The 20,564-nt window shown below is 69.6% G+C and carries 16 protein-coding genes and 3 pseudogenes; 5 read left to right on the top strand and 14 right to left on the bottom strand.

What is annotated here, in order from left to right; translation table 11 throughout:
- Positions 1-107 (top strand): annotated as a pseudogene (locus KS423_RS14800) (IS5/IS1182 family transposase); the annotation flags it as partial.
- 17 nt (positions 108-124) lie between these two features.
- On the opposite strand, the pseudogene KS423_RS14805 reads toward KS423_RS14800, so the two are convergent.
- Positions 125-1,147 (bottom strand): annotated as a pseudogene (locus KS423_RS14805) (ISAzo13 family transposase); the annotation flags it as partial.
- Between the two features lie 15 nt (positions 1,148-1,162).
- Between KS423_RS14805 and KS423_RS14810 the strand changes: the two are divergent.
- Entirely contained in the window at positions 1,163-2,245 is a 1,083-nt protein-coding gene (locus KS423_RS14810) for an IS3 family transposase (protein ID WP_224279290.1), read from the top strand.
- Here KS423_RS14810 and KS423_RS14815 read toward each other — a convergent pair.
- From KS423_RS14815 to KS423_RS14860, 10 genes are all read right to left on the bottom strand, one after another.
- A complete protein-coding gene (locus KS423_RS14815) occupies positions 2,169-3,149 on the bottom strand; it encodes a 3-oxoacyl-ACP synthase III family protein (protein WP_224279292.1) in 981 nt (326 codons plus the stop codon). The genes KS423_RS14810 and KS423_RS14815 overlap by 77 nt on opposite strands.
- Before the next feature lie 137 nt (positions 3,150-3,286).
- The gene (locus KS423_RS14820; RefSeq protein ID WP_224279294.1) at positions 3,287-4,462 is read right to left on the bottom strand and encodes a hydroxymethylglutaryl-CoA synthase; all 1,176 of its coding nucleotides are present in this window, start codon (positions 4,460-4,462) and stop codon (positions 3,287-3,289) included.
- 2 nt (positions 4,463-4,464) lie between these two features.
- Positions 4,465-5,493: a hydroxymethylglutaryl-CoA reductase gene (locus tag KS423_RS14825; RefSeq protein ID WP_224279296.1), complete on the bottom strand. Its 1,029-nt coding sequence runs from the start codon at positions 5,491-5,493 to the stop codon at positions 4,465-4,467.
- Positions 5,494-5,522: 29 nt separating this feature from the next.
- A complete protein-coding gene (gene fni / locus KS423_RS14830) occupies positions 5,523-6,614 on the bottom strand; it encodes a type 2 isopentenyl-diphosphate Delta-isomerase (RefSeq protein WP_224279306.1) in 1,092 nt (363 codons plus the stop codon).
- On the bottom strand, positions 6,611-7,738 hold the full coding sequence (locus tag KS423_RS14835; protein WP_224279307.1) for a phosphomevalonate kinase: 1,128 nt from the start codon (positions 7,736-7,738) through the stop codon (positions 6,611-6,613). Before KS423_RS14835 ends, fni begins: the two co-directional genes overlap by 4 nt.
- Positions 7,735-8,787, bottom strand: a complete 1,053-nt coding sequence (mvaD, locus tag KS423_RS14840; protein ID WP_224279309.1) for a diphosphomevalonate decarboxylase — start codon at positions 8,785-8,787, stop codon at positions 7,735-7,737. Before mvaD ends, KS423_RS14835 begins: the two co-directional genes overlap by 4 nt.
- Complete coding sequence (gene mvk / locus KS423_RS14845) at positions 8,780-9,811, bottom strand: mevalonate kinase (RefSeq protein WP_224279311.1); 1,032 nt, start codon at positions 9,809-9,811, stop codon at positions 8,780-8,782. The genes mvaD and mvk overlap by 8 nt, the downstream gene beginning before the upstream one ends.
- A gap of 317 nt (positions 9,812-10,128) precedes the next feature.
- Positions 10,129-11,205, bottom strand: coding sequence for a polyprenyl synthetase family protein (locus KS423_RS14850; protein WP_224279313.1), 1,077 nt, complete (start codon positions 11,203-11,205; stop codon positions 10,129-10,131).
- 287 nt (positions 11,206-11,492) lie between these two features.
- Positions 11,493-12,884: a cytochrome P450 gene (locus KS423_RS14855; RefSeq protein ID WP_224279314.1), complete on the bottom strand. Its 1,392-nt coding sequence runs from the start codon at positions 12,882-12,884 to the stop codon at positions 11,493-11,495.
- A 63-nt stretch (positions 12,885-12,947) separates the two neighbouring features.
- Positions 12,948-14,024 (bottom strand): terpene synthase family protein, encoded by a 1,077-nt coding sequence (locus KS423_RS14860; RefSeq protein WP_224279316.1) that lies wholly within the window; start codon positions 14,022-14,024, stop codon positions 12,948-12,950.
- 1,453 nt (positions 14,025-15,477) lie between these two features.
- Between KS423_RS14860 and KS423_RS14865 the strand changes: the two are divergent.
- A pseudogene (locus tag KS423_RS14865) lies at positions 15,478-16,110 on the top strand (DUF4331 family protein); the annotation flags it as partial.
- Positions 16,111-16,415: 305 nt separating this feature from the next.
- Here the strand turns inward: KS423_RS14865 and KS423_RS14870 are convergent.
- Positions 16,416-17,918, bottom strand: a complete 1,503-nt coding sequence (locus KS423_RS14870) for an MFS transporter (protein ID WP_224279318.1) — start codon at positions 17,916-17,918, stop codon at positions 16,416-16,418.
- Positions 17,919-18,056: 138 nt separating this feature from the next.
- On the bottom strand, positions 18,057-18,473 hold the full coding sequence (locus KS423_RS14875) for a PPOX class F420-dependent oxidoreductase (RefSeq protein ID WP_308020193.1): 417 nt from the start codon (positions 18,471-18,473) through the stop codon (positions 18,057-18,059).
- Positions 18,474-18,552: 79 nt separating this feature from the next.
- Here KS423_RS14875 and KS423_RS14880 point away from each other — a divergent pair, with 79 nt between their 5' ends.
- Positions 18,553-19,032, top strand: a complete 480-nt coding sequence (locus KS423_RS14880) for a hypothetical protein (protein ID WP_224279320.1) — start codon at positions 18,553-18,555, stop codon at positions 19,030-19,032.
- Between the two features lie 316 nt (positions 19,033-19,348).
- Entirely contained in the window at positions 19,349-19,915 is a 567-nt protein-coding gene (locus KS423_RS14885; RefSeq protein ID WP_224279321.1) for a TetR family transcriptional regulator, read from the top strand.
- Between the two features lie 142 nt (positions 19,916-20,057).
- On the opposite strand, the gene KS423_RS14890 is transcribed toward KS423_RS14885, so the two are convergent.
- The gene (locus KS423_RS14890; protein ID WP_308020194.1) at positions 20,058-20,345 is read right to left on the bottom strand and encodes a recombinase family protein; all 288 of its coding nucleotides are present in this window, start codon (positions 20,343-20,345) and stop codon (positions 20,058-20,060) included.
- Between the last annotated feature and the right edge of the window lie 219 nt (positions 20,346-20,564).

Raw genomic sequence — 20,564 nt, forward strand, 5'->3', positions numbered from 1 at the left:
ACAAGCTGAAGAACTTCCGCGCCGTCGCGACCAGATATGACAAGCGCGTCTACGTCTTCCTCGGCACGGTCACCGTCGCGGCACTGGCCATCTGGCTCCGCTCATGATCGACCGGACAGGACCTAGTCAGCGGCCTGCCGCGCAGGCTGTGGGTGAGCCGGGAGAACAGCCGGTGTTCGACCTTGTTCCATTTTGAAGTCGCGGGCGGGAAGTGCATGACGGTGACGCTCAGTCCGCACTCGTCGGCGAAGGCAGCCAGGTCGTTCTTGAACAGGTGGGAGTCGGCCGAGTTCGCTCCTCCGGAGTCGGCGGTGACCAGTAGGCGGGTGGCACCGGGGTAGTCGAGACGCCCTTGGTGGTTCCACCAGCGGCGCAGGGACTCCACCGCGAAGGCGGCGGTGTTGCGGTCGGTGCCCACGTTGACCCAGCCGGTGTCGCGTCCCAGGTCGTAGACGCCGTAGGGGATGGCGATCGGGGTGTCCGGGTCCAGGAAGTCGTGGTCCGGCGCGGTGATCGGCCGGCCTTTGGGACGCCAGGTGCGGCCGGAACGGGCGAAGTCGCCGATCGGCTCCTTCTTCTTCGCATCCACGCTCACCACTGGCAGGCCCTGCTCCAGGAAGCGCTCGACGGCGGTGTTGATGTGGCGGAACTGGGCGTCGCGGTCCGGGACATGGCCGCCGGCCCGGGTCTTGGCCATGCCCTGCAGGCTGAAGCCCAGTCCGCGTAGCAGGTCACCCACCACCGGCGCGCTGACCGGATGCCCCGCCTCGGTCAACTCCCGAGCCAGGTCCCGCAGCGAGGCGGTGGTCCAGCGCAGCGGCGAGACCGGGTCGCCCACCTCCCGCGGCTCGATCAACGCCTCCAGTGCCGCCACCAGGCCCGGGTCGCGCTCGGCAGCCGACTTGCGCCCGCCACCAGGTCGGCGCACCCGTCCCAGCACCTCCGCCCCGCCCGCGAATTCGTCGCACCCCCGAGCGACGGTCGACTCCGACACCTCCGCCAGCCTGGCCACCGCCGCGATCCCACCATGCCCCAGAGCCTCGGCCTCCGAGGCCAGGTAGAGGCGGCGCTGCCGCTCGTCCAGATGCGGCAACACTGCCGCGAACTTCACATCCAGCACAGCCAGGACATCATCCGGAATCGCCACAGCAGCTCATCTACCATGCCCATCCGGGAAGTTGGCCCAAAACCGGCAGTAGTTAACTTACGGGTCCTGATCCGCTTCCGTTTCGTTGAGGACCACCACGGCGCCTTCGGCGTCAAGCGGATCTGCCGGGCGCTGGGGATCGCCCGCTCCTCCTTCTACGCCTGGCGGGCCCGCGAACAGGACCGTCGCGCCCGCGAACGGGCCGAAGACCTCCTGGCCGCCGAGATCGCGGTGATCCACCTCGCCTCCCGGGGCGCCTACGGCGTCCCGCGCGTTCACGCGGAACTTCGCCGCCAGGGCCGGGCGGTGAACCGGAAGAAAGTGGAACGGATCATGCGCGAGCGCGGGATCACGGGCGTCACCCGCCGCCGACGCCGTGGTCTGACCCGCCAGGCCCGCAAGCCGGTGTTCGCCCCGGACCTTGTCGGGCGCGACTTCACCGCGCCCCGCCCGGGGATGCGACTGGTCGGCGACATGACCTTCCTGCCGACCGAGGAGGGCTGGCTCTACCTGACCACCTGCATCGACCTGGCCACCCGCGAGGTGGTCGGCTACGCGATGGCCGACCACCACCGCGCCGAACTGCCGGTGGCCGCGCTGCGGATGGCTGCCGGCCGAGGCGGTCTGGAGCGCGGCTGTGCCTTCCACACGGACCGCGGCAGCGAATATACGTCGAGTGAATTCCGCAGCGAGATAGGCAAGTTGGACATGCGGCAGTCGATGGGAAGGGTCGGCTCCTGTTACGATAACGCCGCTGCCGAGAGCTTCTTCGCCGTACTGAAGGAGGAGATCGGCACCCGGGTCTGGCCCGACCGCGCCACCGCCCGGGCGGAGGTCTTCTCTTTCATCGAGACCTCTACAACCGCAGGCGCCTACGCAAACACCCCGAGTGGGGCTACCTCACGCCACTCGAGACCCGCCAGCGGCACCGGCAAGGTCACACCCTCGCAGCGTAGACGGAGAGTGTCCAACCGCAGGGTGGAACTTCACTACGGCGCTTTCCCCACCGGCCCGGACCTTCTCACCACTCGACCAGCGCGAATCCCGCCGACATACCGCCGCCGAAGCCGGCCAGGAGGATCAGGTCGCCGGGGGTGAAGGCGCCAGCGCGGGCGGCCGCGTCCAGGGTGATCGGGATGGAGGCGGCTCCCGTGTTGGCGTAGTGCGTCAGGGTGCGGTGCATGGTCGCGCGAGGCAGTGCCAGGTCGGCGAAGACGCTGTCCAGCATGGTGCCGTTGGCCTGGTGCGGTACGAAGTGGTCGATGTCGTCGGGCGCGACACCGCATTCGTGCAGGAATCCCTTGACCAGCTGCGGCAGGTGGTCACCGACGAAGTTCCGCACGCCTCGCCCGTCCATCGCGAAGTACTGGAGCCCTGCGTCGAGGACCGTCTGGTCCACCGGCATGCGGCTGCCGCCGGCGGGCACCTCGATGAGCCCCGACAGTTCGCCGAACGAGTGCAGTGAGAGGTGCCGGACACGTGGTCCGTGGTCGACCGGCGCCCCCAGGACCACGGCTCCGGCGCCGTCCCCGAACAGGATCACGGTCCTGCGGTCGGCCCGGTTCAGGATGCGGGAGTACAGGTCCGCACCGATGACCAGCGCATGGCCGCCGGTGCGGGCGAGTACGCCCTCGGCCGCGGAGAGCGCGAACACCGTGCCGGAGCAGACCGCGTTGACGTCGAACGCGGCCGCGCCGCTCGCGCCGAGCCGCTGCTGGACGTAGGCGGCGGTGGGCGGTTGCGGCCGGTCGGGTGTGGACGTGGCGACCACGATCACGGACAGCTCCTCGGCGGAGATGCCGGCCGACCTCAGCGCGGCACGCCCCGCGGCGGTGGCCAGGTCCGAGGTGGCCTGGCCGTCGGCAGCCCATCGTCGTTCCCGGATGCCGGTCCTGTCGGTGATCCACGCGTCGTCGACCCCCGCCGCCGCCGCGGCCTCGTCATTGGACACGATTCGCTCCGGCACATAGGCACCCGTACCGAGAATCCTGACGTCGGTCATACGGCTGCCCTCCCCTCAAATGGATGGAGAACGGTGTGTGTAGAACTGGCCTGCGGCCGTGGCGGGCGCGTGCGGGAGCAGCCGCGGAGGCTGCCCCCGCACGCATGGGACCGCAGGTGTTCGGGATCGCAGGTGTTCTAGCGCGCCTGGTAGATGCGCTTGTGACCGCTGACGCCGGCCAGCCGGAAGGGCCCGGTGGTCTGCTGCGGGGTGGGGTGGTCTCCTCCGTCGGCCGGGAAGGACCACTCGTGCAGCTCGCGGTAGCGGGCGTGGTCGACCGGCTTGCGCCTGGCTATCGCCGCCAGGTTCGCTGCGGTCCGCAGGTGTTCGCGGTAGCCGGGGACGGCCGTGCCCGCGAAGAACTCGGCGACGCTGCCGGAACCGTAGCTGAGGAAGCCGATGGGCCGGTCGGTCAGGTCGTCCGCCTGGTCGAGCAGCGCGGCGAGCGCGAGGTACACCGAGGCGGTGTAGCTGTTGCCGATGGAGGTGTTGTAGGCCACGGTCTGCCCGATGGCGTGCTCGATGTCGGCCTGGTCGGCGCTGTGGCCCGCGTGGTTGAGCAGGTGGCGGTGTGCCTTGTAGGCCATCTTTGTGAACGGCTGGTGGTAGCAGAACGCGGCGAACTCGTCGAGTGTGCGCCCGCCCTGCTCGCCGTAGTCCTTCCAGCTGCCTGCGACCGCCTGCAGGTACGCTTCGACGGATTCCTGCCCGTCGACGAGGGCGGTGGTGCGGTAGTTCGGCCGCCAGAAGTCCATCACGTCGGCGGTGAACAGGCCCGAGGCGTTCTCGATGCAGACCAGGGCGGGGTCGGCGCTGACCAGCATCGCCACCGCGGCGGCACCCTGGGTCGCCTCGCCGGGGCTGTCCAGTTCGTACTTGGAGACGTCGCTCGCGATCACCAGGACCTGCTGGTCGGGGTCGCGTCGTACGAGTCCGATGGCGAATTGCAGGGCGGCCGTGGCTCCGTAGCAGGCCTGCTTCAGTTCGACGACGCGGCAGGCCGATTGCAGGCCGAGCAGTGAATGCACGTAGATGCCGGCGGACTTCGCCTGGTCGATCGAGGATTCCGTCGCGAAGACCACCGTCCGGATCCGTTCGGAACCGTGCCGGGCGATGATCGGGGCCGCGGCGGCGGCCCCCAGGGTCACGATGTCCTCGTCCGCGGCGCACACGCTCATCGACCGCTGGCCGATGCCTATGTGGTACTTGCCGATCTCCGTGCCGTTGTACTCGGCGAGTGCCGCGTGCGACAGGACGTATTCGGTCGTCGCGAAGGAGAGATCGTGGATTCCGAAGGAAGCGGCGTTGGACATGTTCAGGCACCGACCTTTGCTGTCTTGTTGTCGCGCTCCAGTTCGACGTGTGCACGCATGAGTTCACCCGGGTTGGTCTGCGCCGCGAGCAGCGAGAGCTCGCCGCAGAGGACCGTCGCCGCCGCGATGACGGCGAGCCGGCGCGCGTTCTCGCCGGGGGCGCGGTCCACGCGGCAGCCGAGGCGGGTCAGGTTCGTCTCCACGAACTCCAGGCCCTTGCCGTTGCCCACGGTGCCGACGATCAGGTTGGGCAGATTGCAGGAGAAGTAGAGGTCACCGTCGCGGTCCTCGGCCAGGGTGACGCCCTGGGAGCCCTCGACGATGTTGGCCGCGTCCTGCCCGGTGGCCAGGTAGAAGCCGAGCAGCATGTTGGCGTAGTGGGCGTTGGCCGAGCGGATGCCGCCGGCCAGCAGGGTCCCGAGCAGGTTCTTGCGGATGTTCAGCTGGACGATCCTGGCGGCAGTGGTGTGCAGGACGCCTTCCACCACGTCGCGCGGGACGAGCAGTTCCGTGACCACGTTCTTCCCGCGGCCGAGGATGCCGTTGATCGCGGTCGCCTTCTTGTCCGTGCAGTAGTTCCCGGAGATCGATCCGTAGGAGATTCCCGGAACGGTCCGCAGCAGGTGCGTCAGCAGATTGTCGGAGGCGAGCGTGGCCATGTTGTGGCCGGAGGCGTCGCCGGTGCTGAACTCGAACCGGATGAACAGCAGGTTGCCCGCGATCTCGTGCCGGACGGTGAGCAGCTCGGCGAACCGGCTACAGCTGCGGACCACGGCGCGCAGTTCCTCGATCTGCGCCTCGATGGCGCGGGCGGCCGTGTACGCGGTCTGGGCGTCGGTCGCCTCGACGAGCACCGAGCGGGTCATGCGCTCGTCAACGAGGGTGGCGACGATGCCCTGCTCGGTGAGCATGGACACCTTCGCGCCGCGGCCCACGGAGGGCCACAGCGGTGTCTCGTAGGTGGCGAGGGGAACGTGGGTCTCGGTGTTGGCGACGTTCCCGGAGACTCGAAGGGGTCCGACCCACTTCATGGGGACCCTGGCAATGGCGTGTGTGTCGGTCACTGTGCTTTTCCTGTCGCGTTGTGAAGGGTGTCGGCCGATCGGGAACGCCGGGCGAGTCGCCCCGTGTCGATGCCCCGGTCGGCGCAGAAGGAACGGAGGGTGCCGTGGATGATCAGGTCGTTGCTCGCGAGGTCCGCGGGAGTGCGCGCGCCGAGCATGGTCTGGAGGGCCGCGAGCTGGTCCAGCCAGTTCGTGAGCTGCTCGATCAGCGCCTCGGGACCGCCGTCGAGCAGGGTGCGCAGGAACACTCCGGAGGCCCCGACGCCGGAGGCGCCCAGGGCCAGGGCGCGGGCGACGTCGAGGGGATGGCGGACGCCGCCGGAGGCGAGCACGGGAAGACCGGCGCTCTGAGCGTCCAGGAGACAGGCGGCGGTGGACTGGCCCCAGTCGTGGAGGAACGCGTAGTCGCCGAGCGGTCGCCGGCCGTTCTCGATCCGGGCGAAGTCGGTGCCGCCCCGGCCGCCGACGTCCGCCGCGTGGACCCCCAGTTGTCGCAGCAGCAGGACGGTTTCCCGGCTCAGGCCGTTGCCGACCTCCTTGACGATCACGGGTACGTCAACGGCCGCCGCGATCTTCTCGATCTGCGGGACCCAGGACCCGAAGGACCGGTCGCCTTCCGGCATGGCCGTTTCCTGCGCCGTGTTGACGTGGATCTGCAGGGCGTCGGCCTCCAGCAGATCGAGGGCACGCCGGGTGTCGTCGACCGATGCCGTCGCGTTGACATTTGCTATGACAAAACCGTGGGGGTTCTCCTGGCGCAGGACGCGGAAGGTGTCGGCGCACGTCGGGTCCTTCAAGTAGGCGTGCACCGAGCCCGACGCGATGGGTACCCCGGTCTCGCGGGCCGCTATCGCCAGACCTCGGTTGATGACGCCGGTCTTGGCGGTCCCGCCGGTCATCGCGTTGATGTAGAGCGGCACCTGCCAGGAGATCCCGGCGAAGGTCGTGTCCAGGGACACCTGCGGCCGGTCGATGCCGGCCAGGGCGTGATGGACGAAGGACACCTCGTCGAACTGGTTGATCCCGCTGCGGGTGTCCTGCTGCTCGATGGCGAGCCGGACGTGGTCGTCCTTGCGCTGAGCGCTCATTTCTCGGTCCCTTCCGGGGCGGGCCGGACGGGCAGGGGCAGCACCCCGGCCGCGGCCCACCGCTGCCGTACATGTGAGATGTCGTGCATGGCCTCGGCATCGAGCAGCGCGATGCCGCAGTCGCCGCCGCCCGCGCCCGACGGCTTGGCGGCACCGCCGACGGTTTCGGCGACCGTGCACAGGGCCGTCAGCTCGGGTGTGAAGATGCCGAGCCCGACTTCGTCGTCGAGGCGGGCCAACTCCCGCCGGGCACGGCGGATCTGGTACAGCAGGCTTTGGTCGTCGCCGGCCTCGAGAGCGGTGATCGAGGCGCGTACGAAGTCGGTGGAGGTCTCCACGAACGCGCGGTGCGACGCGGTGCCGCGCCAGATCCGGCGGTGCAGACCGGACACGAGCGAGGCGGTGGAGGCCGGGTTGCCGGTCCAGCCGACTTCGAGGGCGAGGCCGCGCGGGGCCGGAAGCCTCCGGACCGAGTGGCCCGGCCAGGGCGTGCGCAACGCCTCCTCGACGCCGTACCGGCGGGTGAGGTCGAGCACGAAGGCCCGGTCGGGTGCCTGGTACGCGATCCAGCCGCCCCAGGTACTGGCGGCGAGGTCACCGCCGGAGCCCACGGGGTCGATCCCGACCGAGGAGATCACGGCCAGGCGGTACCGGGCGTCGGGTGAGAGGTCCAGTCCGCACAGGGACGTGATGGCGTCGATCGTGGCCACGGTCACCGCGCCGCTCGACCCCAGGCCGTACTTGCGGCCGTTGTCATGCAGCCGGCTGCCGATCGAGAGGTCCAGCCCGGGCATGGGCAGGCCGCGTTCGGCCAGCAGTCGTCCCACGGTCTCGACCGCTGCCACCACGTGCGTCAGTGCGCCCCGCGCGCCGTGTCCGTCGGCTTCCCCGTTCTCCGTGCCGGGAGCGTGGAGCCGGCCGTCGAGCCATCGCCAGTTCACCGCCCGGGGGACGAGATCGGAGGAGATCACGATGTCGGCCGTTTCGGAGAGGGTCACCGTGGCGGTGATCTCCCGGTCCACGGCCACCACGATGGCCGGGGTGCCGGGCTCCACCACCGCGTACTCGCCCGTGACGAACAGCTTGCCGGGCGCACTGCGGACGACCGTTCGCCCGGAGGTCATCGTCCGCCCGCGTCCACCAGGCGGGCGCCCTGTCCGGGCCCGGCGATGTGCACGGTGCCGCCCGCGGCAGCGTCGCGCACGGCCTCGGCGACCCGGTCGGCGTCCGTACGACGGCAGAGCACCTTGACGTTCGGTCCGGCGTCCATGGTCGCGTAGGCCGGTATGCCGTCGCGCCGCAGCCCCAGCACGCTGTCGAGGACGGTGAGCGAGGCGGGCGCGAGGTAGCGCACTGCAGGGCGCGCGCCCAGCATGGTCGCGTGCATGCCGAGAGAGTTGCGCTCAGCGATCTCACCCACCGCGTCGAGGTCGCCGCGCAGGAGCGCCGCCCTCATCTCGGTCAAGTCGTCCCGGCTCGACGCGGCCCAAGGCTCGAACAGGGGCGAGGTCTCGACGGTGCGGCGCATCGCCGCGCGGCTGGACACCTCCTTGGGGCCAGCGTTGACCACCGCGATGACCAGTGCGGGGTCGAGGTCGCCCGTCCGTACCGGCTCGGCGTAGGAGCTGAGGTCGGCCTCCGCGGGCGGCGCCGTGGGGTTGCCAGCGTTCCAGACGGCGAAGCCGCCGAAGATCGACCGCGAGGCCGAGCCGGAACCGCGGCGGGCCAGGCGGGAGAGACCGGTGCCGTCGAGGTCCAGTCCGTACGCGGCAGCGGCGGCGACGGCGAGCGCGGCGAAGCCGCTGGCGGAGGACGCCAGGCCCGCCCCGGTGGGTACGGTGTTGCGGGTGTCGACGACGGCCCGGTGCGTGAGCCCGGCCCGCCGGCGCACCAGGTCGAGGAACCCGGCGATGCGCCGCCGCTCCTCGCCCGCCGCGGGTACGCCGTTGAAGGTCACTTCGTCGTCCGAAGCCTCGGCGTCGAGGTGGACCCGGGTGGTCGTGGGGAAGATGTCAAGAGTCATCGACAGACTGCTGGTCCACGGCAGGAAGAGGCGCTCGTCGCGCTTCCCCCAGTACTTGATCAGCGCGATGTTCGGGTGCGCGACGGCGGTGGCCCCGTTCGCGCCCTGCCGGTCCTGCAGGCGGCGCACGGTGATCTGTTGCTCAGACATGCGTGACGAGCCTCCTCAGTGGGACGATCCACGTCTGCACGGCCCCCGCTTCGTGCAGCCGCCGGGTGACCTCTCTCGCCTGCTCGGGCTGGGTCAGAGCGAGGACGCAGCCGCCCAGTCCACCCCCGGTGATCTTGGCGCCGAGGCTTCCTGCGGCGAGCGCGGCACTCACCATCCCCTCGATCCGGTCAGTGCTCAGCCCGGCCTCGCGGAGCATTCCGTGGTACTCCGTCAGCAGGAAGCCGAGCTCCTCCGGCCGGCCGGCGGCGAGGGTGGTCACGGCTTCGCTGGTCAGTTCCGACGCCCGGCGGACGAACCGCTCCTGTGCTCCGGCGTGGAGTCGGAACCTCTCCCGCAGCTTGTCGACCGCTTCCTTGGTGCTGCCGACGGTGCCGCTGTCCGCGATGACAAACAGCGCGTCGCAGCCCACCAGCAGCGTGCGGGCCTCGCCCGCGTGGAACAGCAACGGCGCGCTCGCGCCGACGGTGATGGCGTCGACGCCGCTGGCCTTGCCGTGCACCACGTTCTCGGCGGTCTGCACCAGGTCGAACACCGTCCGCTGCGAGACCTCGCGGCCGCAGAGGTCGGCCAGGGCGAGGACGACGGCACGGGCGCAGGCCGCGCTGGAGCCGAGCCCCCTGCCGAGCGGGATCGAACCGTCGATGATCACATCGAGATGCCGGCCGTCGTCGATGCCCGTGGATGCCCTGAAGTCGGTGGTCAGCCGACGCAGCCCCTCGGATGCCTGCGTTCCGACCTCCTTCCAGGCGGATCCGGTCATCGTGAAGGACACACCTGCCGGTTCTTCACCGCGGGTGGAGAACCCGACGCTGGCGGTGATCGACAGCTGCGGAACGGGCAGGGCGAGCGCCGGGGCTCCGTAGACGACCGCGTGCTCCCCCAGCAAAATGGCCTTGGCATGGGCGTGGCCGGTGCCGACCGAGCGAGCACGGCGGCTGTCCGCTGTCCCTGCCGCCGAGGCCGGTGGAGTCGACGTGCTCAGCTCCCCTTGTCGAAATTCCATTGAGATCGCGTCATCCAGATTTCTAGGAAGGAATGAAGTAAGCCCGTTCGACCGCGCGCCGCGTCATGCCCGGGCCACCCCCGGACCACCGTGGCCGGCGGTCGCGGCCGCCGGCGCGAGCGATGTCATCGCGCAGGGCGGGCCAGGGCGTCGAGCCGCACCCGACGGTGCGTGCTCGCGGAACCGCGTCCCTGGCGGGTGCCGGGCCGGTTCTCCCCCGGTCGCCCCCGGCAGCGGGTTCCGGACGGGGTGGGCTCGCGAGGCGAGCGACGCGTGTGGCGGCGCCGGGACGGTGGCGACCCGCGCCGACGTGGTGCTCAGGTGGTCCGGAGTGTCGTGGTGGTGACGAAGGTTTCGAGGGTCTTCCTGACCCCGTCCGGGAACGGGGTCTCGTCCAGGACCCGCCGGGCACGCTGCACACGATCGGTGATCATCTGCTCTACCTTGTCGGCGGCGCCCGTGGCCCGCAGGATCCCGCGAACCGTCTCGGCGCCTGCCTCGTCCAGGCCCGGGTCGCCGACCAGGGACCTCAGCACCCGCGCCTGCTCGGCGCCGGCGGCGTGGAGGGCGTGTGCCATCAGAGCGGTCGCCTTGCCCTCCCGCAGGTCGTCCAGGACCGACTTGCCGGTCTTGGACGGGTCGCCGAAGACGCCGAGGAGGTCGTCGCGCAATTGGAAGGCCTCGCCGATCGGAAGGGCGTAGGCGGTGAAGACGTCCAGCAGGGCCTGGTCCGCTCCGGCAAGGACCGCGCCGATGTGCAGCGGCCGCTCCACGGTGTACTTCGCCGTCTTGTAGCGGATCACGGCCAGCGACCGTTCGACGTCCTCGTTGGGCTTCCCGGTGGCCAGCAGGTCCAGGTACTGACCGATCATCACCTCGGTGCGCATGGCGTCCAGCAGCGGTCGGACGGCGACCAATCGCTCGTGGTCGATGCCGCTGGAGTACAGCAGCTCGTCCGACCACACCATGACCAGGTCGCCGAGCAGGATCGCGCTATTGGTGCCGAACCGCTCGGCGGTCGTGGCGTCCGCACCCGTCTCCAGCGTCCGGTGGAGGGTCGGACGGCCACGCCGGGTGTCGGAGGCGTCCATCACGTCGTCGTGGATGAGGGTGAAGGCGTGGAAGAGTTCGAGCGAGGCCGCCGCGCCGATGACGGGCCCCGTGTCGCCGTATCCGCCCGCCGCGTGCCAGCCCACCATGCACAAGAGCGGCCGGATGCGCTTGCCGCCGGCGGTCAGGAAGCCACGCAGGTGCTCGATGAGCGAGACCAGGTGGGGTTGCCTGTCGCAGTTGGCGTCGAGGAAGGCGTTCAATCGCTCGTCGATCAGGCCGCGCAGATGAACCGAGTCCAGGGCATCGGCTCCCAGCTCGCGAAGGCTGGTGGTCGAGTTCATGTCGTTACTCCTGTTCGTCAAGACCATGTGGCCGCGTCCGCGAGGACGTGGCATGGGAGGGAAAGCGCCGAGAGGCATCACTTTCCGGCCGGGCGAAGGAGGGTCCCGGCAGTCGCCGGGCCGCACCGCAGGTGCGGGTCGCCGAGGGAGGGGCGAGTGGTGGGTGTTCGGGCCGCGCCGGATGGCATGCCCTCCGTACATGCGGGTTCACATGGTGGAGGGCATGCCGGGCAGGGGTGGGCCCGGTGCGGCACCCGCCGGGCCCCTGTCGGTCGAACGGAACGGGTTCAGCTCGCGGCGGACTGCGGCTCGCGTGCCGGCTGCCGACGGGTCGGCACCACCGTGAGCTGGTCGGGACGCAGGCTCATCCGCACGAGGGCGCGCGTGGGGCGGGTGCCCGGGGCGCGGTCCAGCTTCCAGTACTGGGCCACGGTGGCCACGATGACCTGGGCCTCGGTGAGGGCGAACGCGTCACCGATGCACTTGCGGTTCCCGGCGCCGAAGGGCAGGTAGGCGCCCTTGCGCGGAGTGGTCGACATGGTGAGCCACCGGTCCGGCTCGAAGCTGTCGGGGGCGTCGAAGTAGCGGGCGTCCCGGTTCAGCAGGAAGGGGCTGTACGACAGCTCGGTGCCGGCCGGCACGGGCAGCCCGCCGAGCGTGGTGTCGACAGCGGCACGACGGCTGAGCAGCCAGGCCGGCGGGTAGAGGCGCAGACCCTCGGCGACGACGTTGCGGGTGTACGGCAGCTTCTTCAGGTCCTCGGCCGTCACCGGGCGGCCGGCCAGCACCTCGTCGAGCTCCGCGTGCAACTTGGCGGCGACCTGCGGGTTCTCGTGCAGCAGGTGGAAGATCCACGACATCAGGACGGCGGTGGTCTCCGCGCCTCCGAGGAGCAGGGTGATGGACTGGTCGTGCAGCTCCTGGTCGGTGAAGCGGTGCCCCTCCTCGTCGACCTCCGTCATCATCGTGCGCAACAGACCGCCGCCGTCGCCCGAGCGGCGGTAGCGGTCGATGGTCTCGTTCACCACCTGGTGCAGCTGCGCCTCCGCCCGCTTGTAGCGCTGGTTGCCGGGAGTGGGCAGGAAGGACAGCGCCGGCAGCGGGTTGAGCATGCGGAAGAACATGCCGTCGATCACGGTGTTCAGGGCCGTCGGGAGACCGTGGTGACCGCCCCGGCGCACCTCGCCCTCACCGGGCTCGGAGAAGAGGCAGCTCAGCGCCACGTCGGCGCTGAGGTTGCCCATCTGCATCAGGAGGTCGACGTTCTTGCCTTCCGGCCATTCATGAGCCGACACGGCTGCCTGCTTCTGCATGATGCCGACGTACTCGGCGATGCGCGCAGGGTGGAAGGACGGCTGGATCAGGCGTCGCTGCTTGCGATGGACGAGGCCGTCGACCGTGACCAGCCCGTCTCCGAGGACCGTGCGCACGCGGTCCATCACGGGACCGCCCTTGACGAAGTCCTTGACCTTGTCGGTCAGCATCTCGTGGACCAGATCAGGGTGGCACGCGATGTACATGGGGGTCGGCCCCACCATGATCTTCACGAGATCGCCCTGCTCGGGCAGTGATCGGAGGAAGGTGAGCGGGTCGCTGCGCAGCTGATTCGCGTGCCCGAGCACGGGCAGGGCATTCGGTGCGCTGCCCTTCGTGTAGCTGCGGGTTTCCTGGCCTGTCACGGAACAAACCTCCATGCGGTTAGTGGCGAACTTGTGGACCTGTCGGACTTTGCTTCGCCGCTGTCACTTCTCCAACTGGTCCCACCACCAGGCGATCTGTGGAATCGGCAGGGGCGCAGGGTTGGCGTCAGCCGGCTCGTCGGCCCAGAGCAGGCCGTAGCCACCGAAGTCCTGTTCTTCGCCGGTCTCCGGGTCGACAGGCGCGCAGTAACGGGTGGTGAAGTCCGCCCAGATGATGTGCCCGCGAATCCAGTAGCCGATCTCGTGGACGTATCGCCGCAGTTCCGGGCGGGCGGTCGCGGAGACCTGGTCACGCAGATTCAGATAAAGGGACATGATTCGGTCGCGCAGCGCGCGGACCTCGGCGACCGCTTCCTCGGGCGTGCATTGCCGGTCGCGCACCATGATGCTGATGGCGTTCTGGTCGAACAAGCCCTGGAGATTCTCCCGGTGAATGGAGATCAGGTCGTTGTCGAGACCGACGATGACGGATACGGCTTCGGAGGCGGCGCGCACCCGGGGATCGAGGCGTTCGGCTGCGGTCAGTTCGTAGCCGCCGCCGATCGGAGTGAGTGCGGTCAGCCAGGGGCCGGCCACATCGTTGCCACGCATGATCAGGTAGTCGCCCAGTTCGGGGAGTTCACCGAGGCTCTGGTTCGCACATTTCCACAGCACGCCGTCGAAGTAGCTGCAGAAACCCTGGCGCAGGTGCTCGAGCTGGCCCGGGGTCGACACGGTGGAGATGTGGTTCCAGAAGTCCTGGAAGGAGGAGAGGTACGCGTCTCCGGGCGGCACGACGGACTTGGGCGAGGCAAGGATGTGCTTGAGACGGCTGACGTGGACCGTCAGCGGTGCGGGCTGGTCCAGCCCCGGGATCACGTCGAGGTCGTCGTCCCAGGCGCCGCCCCAGTACATGACATAGGTGATGATCTCGGCGCACCGGTCGAGGACGTACGGCATGCAGTGTGCGGTGTACGAACCCGCATTCATGCGCGGCAGCCAGTCACCCTCCTTGCGGAACCCTTGCCGGAACATCCAGGCGACGGCGCCGGCATCTATTTCCTCCGGCTTGTCGTACACGGCGTCGGGCAAAGGGCAGAAAAATGGCGGAACGCCAAGTGTGCGGCGCACGGTTGTCATGCCAAAAATCCCTTCGGGCAGGACTGAGCGGCAGGAATGTCACAGTAATGCTGGGGTGGCCCTCGGAATAAACCCGGAGCATTGGACGGCCTTGGGCGGCGGGGCTGTGTGCGACCCACTACGGACCCAAATGGCGCGGACTCGAGGAACAGCACTCAATGTCAGCGCCTCAACCCCCCGCGGCATTCATTGACGTCCCACTGCCGCACCCCTCGGCAGTCATCGACGTCTCGCTGCCGTCCCCCCTCGGCAGTCCTCGACGCCTCACTGCCGTCAGAAACTAAACAGGACAGTTAGATTCGAACCATAGGGTGGCTTGATCCAGATCGAGCGATCAGGCGTTCGAAACATCCCGAGCGCGCCGCGATGTCCGATATTTAATTATTTCGCCTCCATGCTGGGTGCGACCCCTATGGCGGGAATGTGGTGCGCGCGCCATAGGCCATTCACCTGAATATACCCCCGGACAAGGAGGCTCCTTTTCCGGCTAAATGGAGCTCCCAGCGTATGACCCACGTCACATGGCTGGATTTCGATCATCACATGCCGGAACCGGGAATCTCGTCCGTCGGCTCCACGCTCGCCACCGGGAGGACCCACCGGCCCCGGACACCGTCCGGCTCGCCGTCGACGCCGGGACCCGGAACGCCCCCTGGATGTGGTCTCCGTTCGACGCGTCCGGGGCGGGGCCGTTCGGCGGCCCTCTTCGGGGCGCGACGGAGGTGGAGTTCTCACCGGTGAGCCGGACGGACATGCTCTCGTCCGCCCACTCGGCGACGGAGCCGTGGACCGCGGCCCGGGGTGGGGCGGGGCGCGGCGGGAAGCCATCCGGGAGGTGGCGCCCCGGGGCCCCCGTGCGGTCCACGGACGAGCTGCCGTCCGATCACCGGCCGGACCGGAGATGTCCGGCGGGGCTCTCGTGAACGGGCGCGAGTTGGAAGGGTGAACCGCCGCCGAGGCGGTGGCCGTGCCCGCGAGGGGCAGCGCGACGGCCATGACCAGGGCCGCGACGGCCGCGGCGCGGACGCGAAGGGGAATACGGGACATGCGAGTCCTCCTGAGTCGTCCGCCGGCGGCCCCGTCCGGAAGCCGCCGAGTCCGTGACCGGACCTGATATACGGTCAGGGATACTGGTAGACAAACGATCAACGACCTCGTCGGCATACAGTCAACGCCCTGGTCAACACGGTCGCGGCACCCCGGGCAGCACCTGAGCCCAGCGTCCCGGCAGACAATCGATGGACAACGGGCCGGCAACAAGGCGCGGCCGTCAGCGTCGGCGGCGGGGAGCCCGCTCGGTGATCCGCTCCACCAGCACGGCCCGACGGACGCGGCGGGGCGGCATCGGTGTGAATCCGCGGCACGAAGAGCCCGCCAGCCGGGCACGAAGGGGCAGGGCTGCTCATGCTGGTGGGCATGTCTCATCACCTCAGCGGCCCCAACCTCCGCTCCCCTGGACGACGCCCGCCTCGACATGACGGACCTGTTCGCCTTCACCGTGCCTGGCGACCGGACCGTGCTGATCCTGAACGTCAACCCGGTCGCCCCCATCGGCGGCCAGGCGTTCCACCCGGACGCCGTCTACCGCGTCAACGTCGACACCGACGGCGACCACCGCTCCGACGTGGCGTATAGCTTCGTCTTCTCCCCGCCTGAGGACGGCCGCCAGAGCGTCACCGTCCTGCGGGCCACGGGCGAGCAGGCCCGCTCCCACGAGGCCCTCGGCCAGGAGCTCTTCATCGACGTGCCGGTGAACTTCGGCGCCGAGACCACCGCGGCGCACTCCGGGCCGTACACGTTCTACGCCGGGTTCCGCAGCGACCCGTTCTTCGCCGACCTCGACGGCATCGTCGCCAAGTTCCAGTGGACCGGCGTGGACTGGGGTGCCGACAAGAACGTCTTCGCCATCGTCCTGGAAGTGCCGAACGCCGAACTCGGCACACACCCCGAGATCGGCGTCTGGGGCCGGGTCAGCCTGCGCCAGAACGGGCAGCTGACGTCCGTGGACCGCGGCGCCCACCCCTCCCTGACCGCGTACTTCAACGCGGAAGAGGTCAAGGACGCCTACAACGCCGGCGAGCCCGCCGACGACTGGGCCACCTACCGCGAACCCTGGTCCGCCGTCCTCCAGCACTTCGGGGACTACGACCCGCAGGCCGCCGAACAGGCCCTACGCACCGTCCTGCCGGGCGTCGGGCCGAGGCGGCTTCGTGCCGTGCCGCCCCCGGAGCCCGGGGAGGACTGCGGGTGCCGTACTCGGCTTCCGCCATCAGTTACTCAAGGGCGGCCCGACCAAGCAGCCCCCGGGGCGGCGACCGGCCCCCGAGGGGCGCGGCGCGGCCCCGGGGGCTGCTTGCGATTCAAGGATGGAGGGACTTCGTGGAGCAGGTGTCACATGGCGACGGCCTTCACCGCGTCGGGGGACTTCTCCCGAACACCGGGACGGTACAGCGCGAAGGTCACGACGAGCCCGACGGCTGCGAGGCCGGCCGCCCACCAGTACGCGGTGGAGTAGCCGTGCAACGCCGCCCCGGCGATCACCTCGGGCGTGGCCTGCCGGCTGCTGAGATAGCTGCCCGCGGCGGTCGCCGCGAGCGTGTTGAGAACGGCGATCCCCAACGAACCACCGATCTGCTGCGAGGTGTTGACCGCCGCGGAGGCCACCCCGGCGTCATCCTCGTGAACCCGGTAGGTGGCCAGGTCGATCGCCGGCGCGTAGACCAGGCCGAGACCGAGGCCCAGGACGAGCAGCGGCGGCAGAATGCCTCCCGTGTAGGTGCTGTCCAGATCCAGGCGGGTGAACCAGACCATGCCCACGCCCAGCAGCGCCATCCCGAGGGGAATCACGATCTTCGGCCCCACCCGGGGCATCAGGACCCCCACGGCCAAGGCGGAGGCAACGACCAGTGCGGCGGGGATGGGCAGGAAGGCGAGCCCCGCCTCGACCGGGGTGTACTTGAGCGTCTGCTGCATGTAGTAGGCGAGGAACAACGCGACCGCGTACATGCCTCCGGTGGCGACCAGAATGGCGATCTGGGAGGCGCCTCGATCCCTGTCGAGGAGGATGCGCAGGGGCAGCAGCGGCCCGGCCGTCGTCGACTGCCAGTACGCGAAGAGGGCGATCAGGGCGAGGCCTCCGACCAGCAGACCCCAGCTGGCGGGAGAACTCCACCCGCGCGACTCGGCGTTGGAGAACCCGTAGACCAGGCCGAAGAGCCCCAGGGTGACGAGTACCGCACCGGGGACGTCGAGCTTGGGGCGCTGCTCCGCCCGCGACTGACGCTCGATCAGCAGCAGACCGCCCAGGAGCGCCACCGCCGCGAACGCCAGGTTGATGTAGAGGGTCCAACGCCAGTTGAGGTACTCGGTCAGCAGGCCGCCGAGCAGGTTGCCGAGCGCGCCGCCGGCGCCCGCGATGGCACCGAAGATCGCGAAGGCCCGGCCCCGCTCCTTGACGTCGGTGAAGATGGTCGTCAGCAGGGAGAGGGCCGCCGGGGCCAGCAGGGCACCCGAGATGCCCTGGATCGCCCTGGCCAGCACCAGGAGTTCGAAGCTGCCGGCGGCTCCGCCGAGCGCCGAGGCGGCGGCGAATCCGATGACACCCGCGAGAAAGGCCTGCTTGCGGCCGAAGAGATCGGCGACACGCCCGCCGATCAGCAGCAAGCTGCCGAAGGTGAGTGCGTAGGCGGTGACGACCCACTGCCTGTCGTTGTCGGAGAAGCCCAGGTCGGCCTGGGCGGACGGCAGCGCGATGTTCACGATGGTGGCGTCCAGCATGATCATCAACTGGGCCAGGCCAATCACGGCCAGCGCCCACCACCGCAGCGAGGACCGCGGGGACGGGGGGCCTGATTCGGGCGGGATGCCGGTGAGCTCAGTGGTGGATGCCGACATGGCGGTGCCACTCCGTTCGAAATAGATTGACTAACTGGATGGTTAATATTCCGAGGCAAGGCTGCCCGAGATCCGACGGCCCGTCAACACGACTTCGGAAAAAGAGCGATGGCCGGATGCGACGGAGGTCCGCGAGGGTCACTCCGCGAGTCGGATCCGGATGCCCACCGCGCGGTACCCGGACCCCTTCAGTCGGCTGCCCAGCAAGCCGACCCGCGCGACGAGGCCGTACTTGCGCTTCATCAGGTCGAGGTAGTGGACGGTATCCCGGTCTGCGGGCAACTCGGCGACACCGGGCACGGATTCCCCCTTCGGGACTCCCCGCCAGTTGCAGGGGGCGACGGTCACTCGGCCGCTGTTGCGGATCCGTTTGACCTTGCCGGCGCCGGCCGCGCTCCACACGGCCAGGCAGTCCCCGTCCCCCATCACCCACACCGGAGTGGGCACGGCCCGCCCATCCCGGCGGAACGTCGTGAGAAGTACGCACCTGGATGCCGCCAGTCGTTCAACCGAACTGCCCGGCAAGGATGCTGAGGCGGATGGTGAGGTGGTCACCGCGATAGCGTAACTGGTTAGTTAACTCACTGTCGCCGCGAACCGACGTGGCGCCCGTCCCCAAGATGAGGAGTGCTGCGTGCTGAACTTCGCCTTGGCCGTGCTCGCCGGATTCGCCCTGGGCACCCCGGCCGTACCCTTCGGCCTCTCCTCCCTCCCCCCGCCCGTCGCGCTCGTCGCCGTACTCCTCGGCGCGGCCGGATGCCTGCTGTCCGCCGTCTTCGCGGCCGGGTGGCTGCGTACCCGCTGGCTGCTCTGGCGCTCGAAGCGGCGGCCCGTCACCGCAGGGCCGCCGCCCGAGAACCGCCGCAACCGCCGGAACCGCCTTGACGGCCCCACCGGCCGACGGGCCCGGCGCCTGGTGAACCGGTACGGCGTGATCGGCTTCGGCATCATCGGGCCTGCGCTCTTCGGCACCTGGGGATCGGCCATGCTTGGCACGGCGCTGGGCCTGCCCCGGTGGCGGCTGATCGGCTGGCTGATGGCCGGTGTCACCCTGTGGTGCACCGTCATGCTGCTCGCCTCCGAGGCAGTGATCGACGCCTTCGGACTGCGGTGACGACACACGCTGCGTACCGGTCCCTGATCGCGAGGAGCACGTCGCCGCGGCCCCCCGGCCTGCCTCGTCGTGGGTCTGCGCATCGCGCCGACCGTCGGCCCGGTCATCGTCGGGCGGTGGCAACTCACCGTTCCGGCGAGGCACTTCTCCCCCTCACCGGTTCACCCGGAGCAAGACCACCGACGGGGCTCCCGAACGAATCGCCTCATGTCTCAAACGAATCCACCGTGGTTCCAGCGGCGAACGCGCTCACCTGGCGAGGGCACCGGGTCCTACGCCCCGGCAAGATCCAGTAGGCGCTGTTAGCATGACTCCCATGTCCCGAGCCGAGGCCACGAAGGCGCGCATCCTCCACGCAGCAACCCAGGAGTTCGCGGCGTACGGGATCGCGGGAGCCCGCGTCGACCGGATCGCCAAGGTCGCCTCGGCGAACAAGAACCTCATCTACGTCTACTTCTGCAACAAGGACGGGCTCTTCGACGCCGTCTTCGACGCACACCTCGGGCGCGGCCTCGACATGGTGCCCTTCACGCCTGACGACCTGCCGGGCTACGCCGGGCGGCTGTTCGACTTCTACCAGAAGCACCCCGAGGTGCTCCGCCTGGCGACCTGGCACCGGCTGGAACGCGGCACTGCCGTGGAACGGGACCCTGCCGTCGCCAAGCAGACCCACGACGACAAGCTCGCCTCCTTGGAAGCGGCTCGGAAGGGCGGAGTGGGCACACCGGGCTTCACCCCGGCCACACTTCTCACCCTCGTCCTGGCCATCGCCTCGGCCTGGAGCCCGACGAATGCCGCGAGCATGCCGGCGACGACTGTCCTGGCGTCGGACCCGGAGGACTGCCGGAACGCGATCATGGAGGCCGTGCGGCGCCTCCTGTGAGGGGCGGCGTGCATCACTCGCCTCCGCCACGTACCGCGGTGACCGCACACGTTCGCCGGGTTGCCGGGTCACGCGGCGGGGATGGGTCGGGATGCGCGCACCTGACCCGCTACGTTGCCGTGCCGGCGTCAGGGCGGTGCGTTCACGGGCGCCGGAGCGCCGGGTCCGCCCAGTGCGCCACGTCCGCACAGTCCTTGGCCGACCGGAACGCCCTGTCCACCTTCGCCCACACCAACGCGTCCCACTCGCCCTGCCGCTCGGTCAGCCACGGGCCCAGGTCCGGACGCTTCCACGGCGTGATCTCCGCCGAGACGTCCAGGTCCTCGAACGACCCGACAACCTCCCACTCCTTTGACAGCGCATGCCGCGTCGCCGACTCGGCCTGCACCAGGTGCGAGACCTTGCCCTCGTCCCCGTGCGTGTCCGACACACGCGAACCCACCACCGCCCGAACCGGCACCGAAGCCGTCATGCTGCTCACAGGAGGTCCCCTAGGGCCTGTGTGATGTTGTGATCAATCAATGGTCAGCAGGAGATCATCGATCCAGATCATCGAGGCGCGGAGGTGAAGGCCGGCGAGGTAGCTTTCCGGGCTCTTGTCATACCGGGTCGCGATGCCTCGCCAGGCCTTCAGTTTGTTGAAAAGACG

Origin of the sequence: Streptomyces sp. LS1784 (assembly GCF_020103755.1) — a bacterium.
In the GTDB taxonomy this organism is placed as follows: Bacteria; Actinomycetota; Actinomycetes; order Streptomycetales; family Streptomycetaceae; genus Kitasatospora.

Excerpts from the sequence above, each read along its gene's own strand:
- KS423_RS14810 (WP_224279290.1), top strand. The coding sequence starts at position 1,163 with ATGCCCATCCGGGAAGTTGGCCCAAAACCGGCAGTAGTTAACTTACGG.
- KS423_RS14815 (WP_224279292.1), bottom strand. The coding sequence starts at position 3,149 with ATGACCGACGTCAGGATTCTCGGTACGGGTGCCTATGTGCCGGAGCGA.
- KS423_RS14820 (WP_224279294.1), bottom strand. The coding sequence starts at position 4,462 with ATGTCCAACGCCGCTTCCTTCGGAATCCACGATCTCTCCTTCGCGACG.
- KS423_RS14825 (WP_224279296.1), bottom strand. The coding sequence starts at position 5,493 with ATGAAGTGGGTCGGACCCCTTCGAGTCTCCGGGAACGTCGCCAACACC.
- fni (WP_224279306.1), bottom strand. The coding sequence starts at position 6,614 with ATGAGCGCTCAGCGCAAGGACGACCACGTCCGGCTCGCCATCGAGCAG.
- KS423_RS14835 (WP_224279307.1), bottom strand. The coding sequence starts at position 7,738 with ATGACCTCCGGGCGAACGGTCGTCCGCAGTGCGCCCGGCAAGCTGTTC.
- mvaD (WP_224279309.1), bottom strand. The coding sequence starts at position 8,787 with ATGTCTGAGCAACAGATCACCGTGCGCCGCCTGCAGGACCGGCAGGGC.
- mvk (WP_224279311.1), bottom strand. The coding sequence starts at position 9,811 with ATGGAATTTCGACAAGGGGAGCTGAGCACGTCGACTCCACCGGCCTCG.
- KS423_RS14850 (WP_224279313.1), bottom strand. The coding sequence starts at position 11,205 with ATGAACTCGACCACCAGCCTTCGCGAGCTGGGAGCCGATGCCCTGGAC.
- KS423_RS14860 (WP_224279316.1), bottom strand. The coding sequence starts at position 14,024 with ATGACAACCGTGCGCCGCACACTTGGCGTTCCGCCATTTTTCTGCCCT.
- KS423_RS14870 (WP_224279318.1), bottom strand. The coding sequence starts at position 17,918 with ATGTCGGCATCCACCACTGAGCTCACCGGCATCCCGCCCGAATCAGGC.
- KS423_RS14885 (WP_224279321.1), top strand. The coding sequence starts at position 19,349 with ATGTCCCGAGCCGAGGCCACGAAGGCGCGCATCCTCCACGCAGCAACC.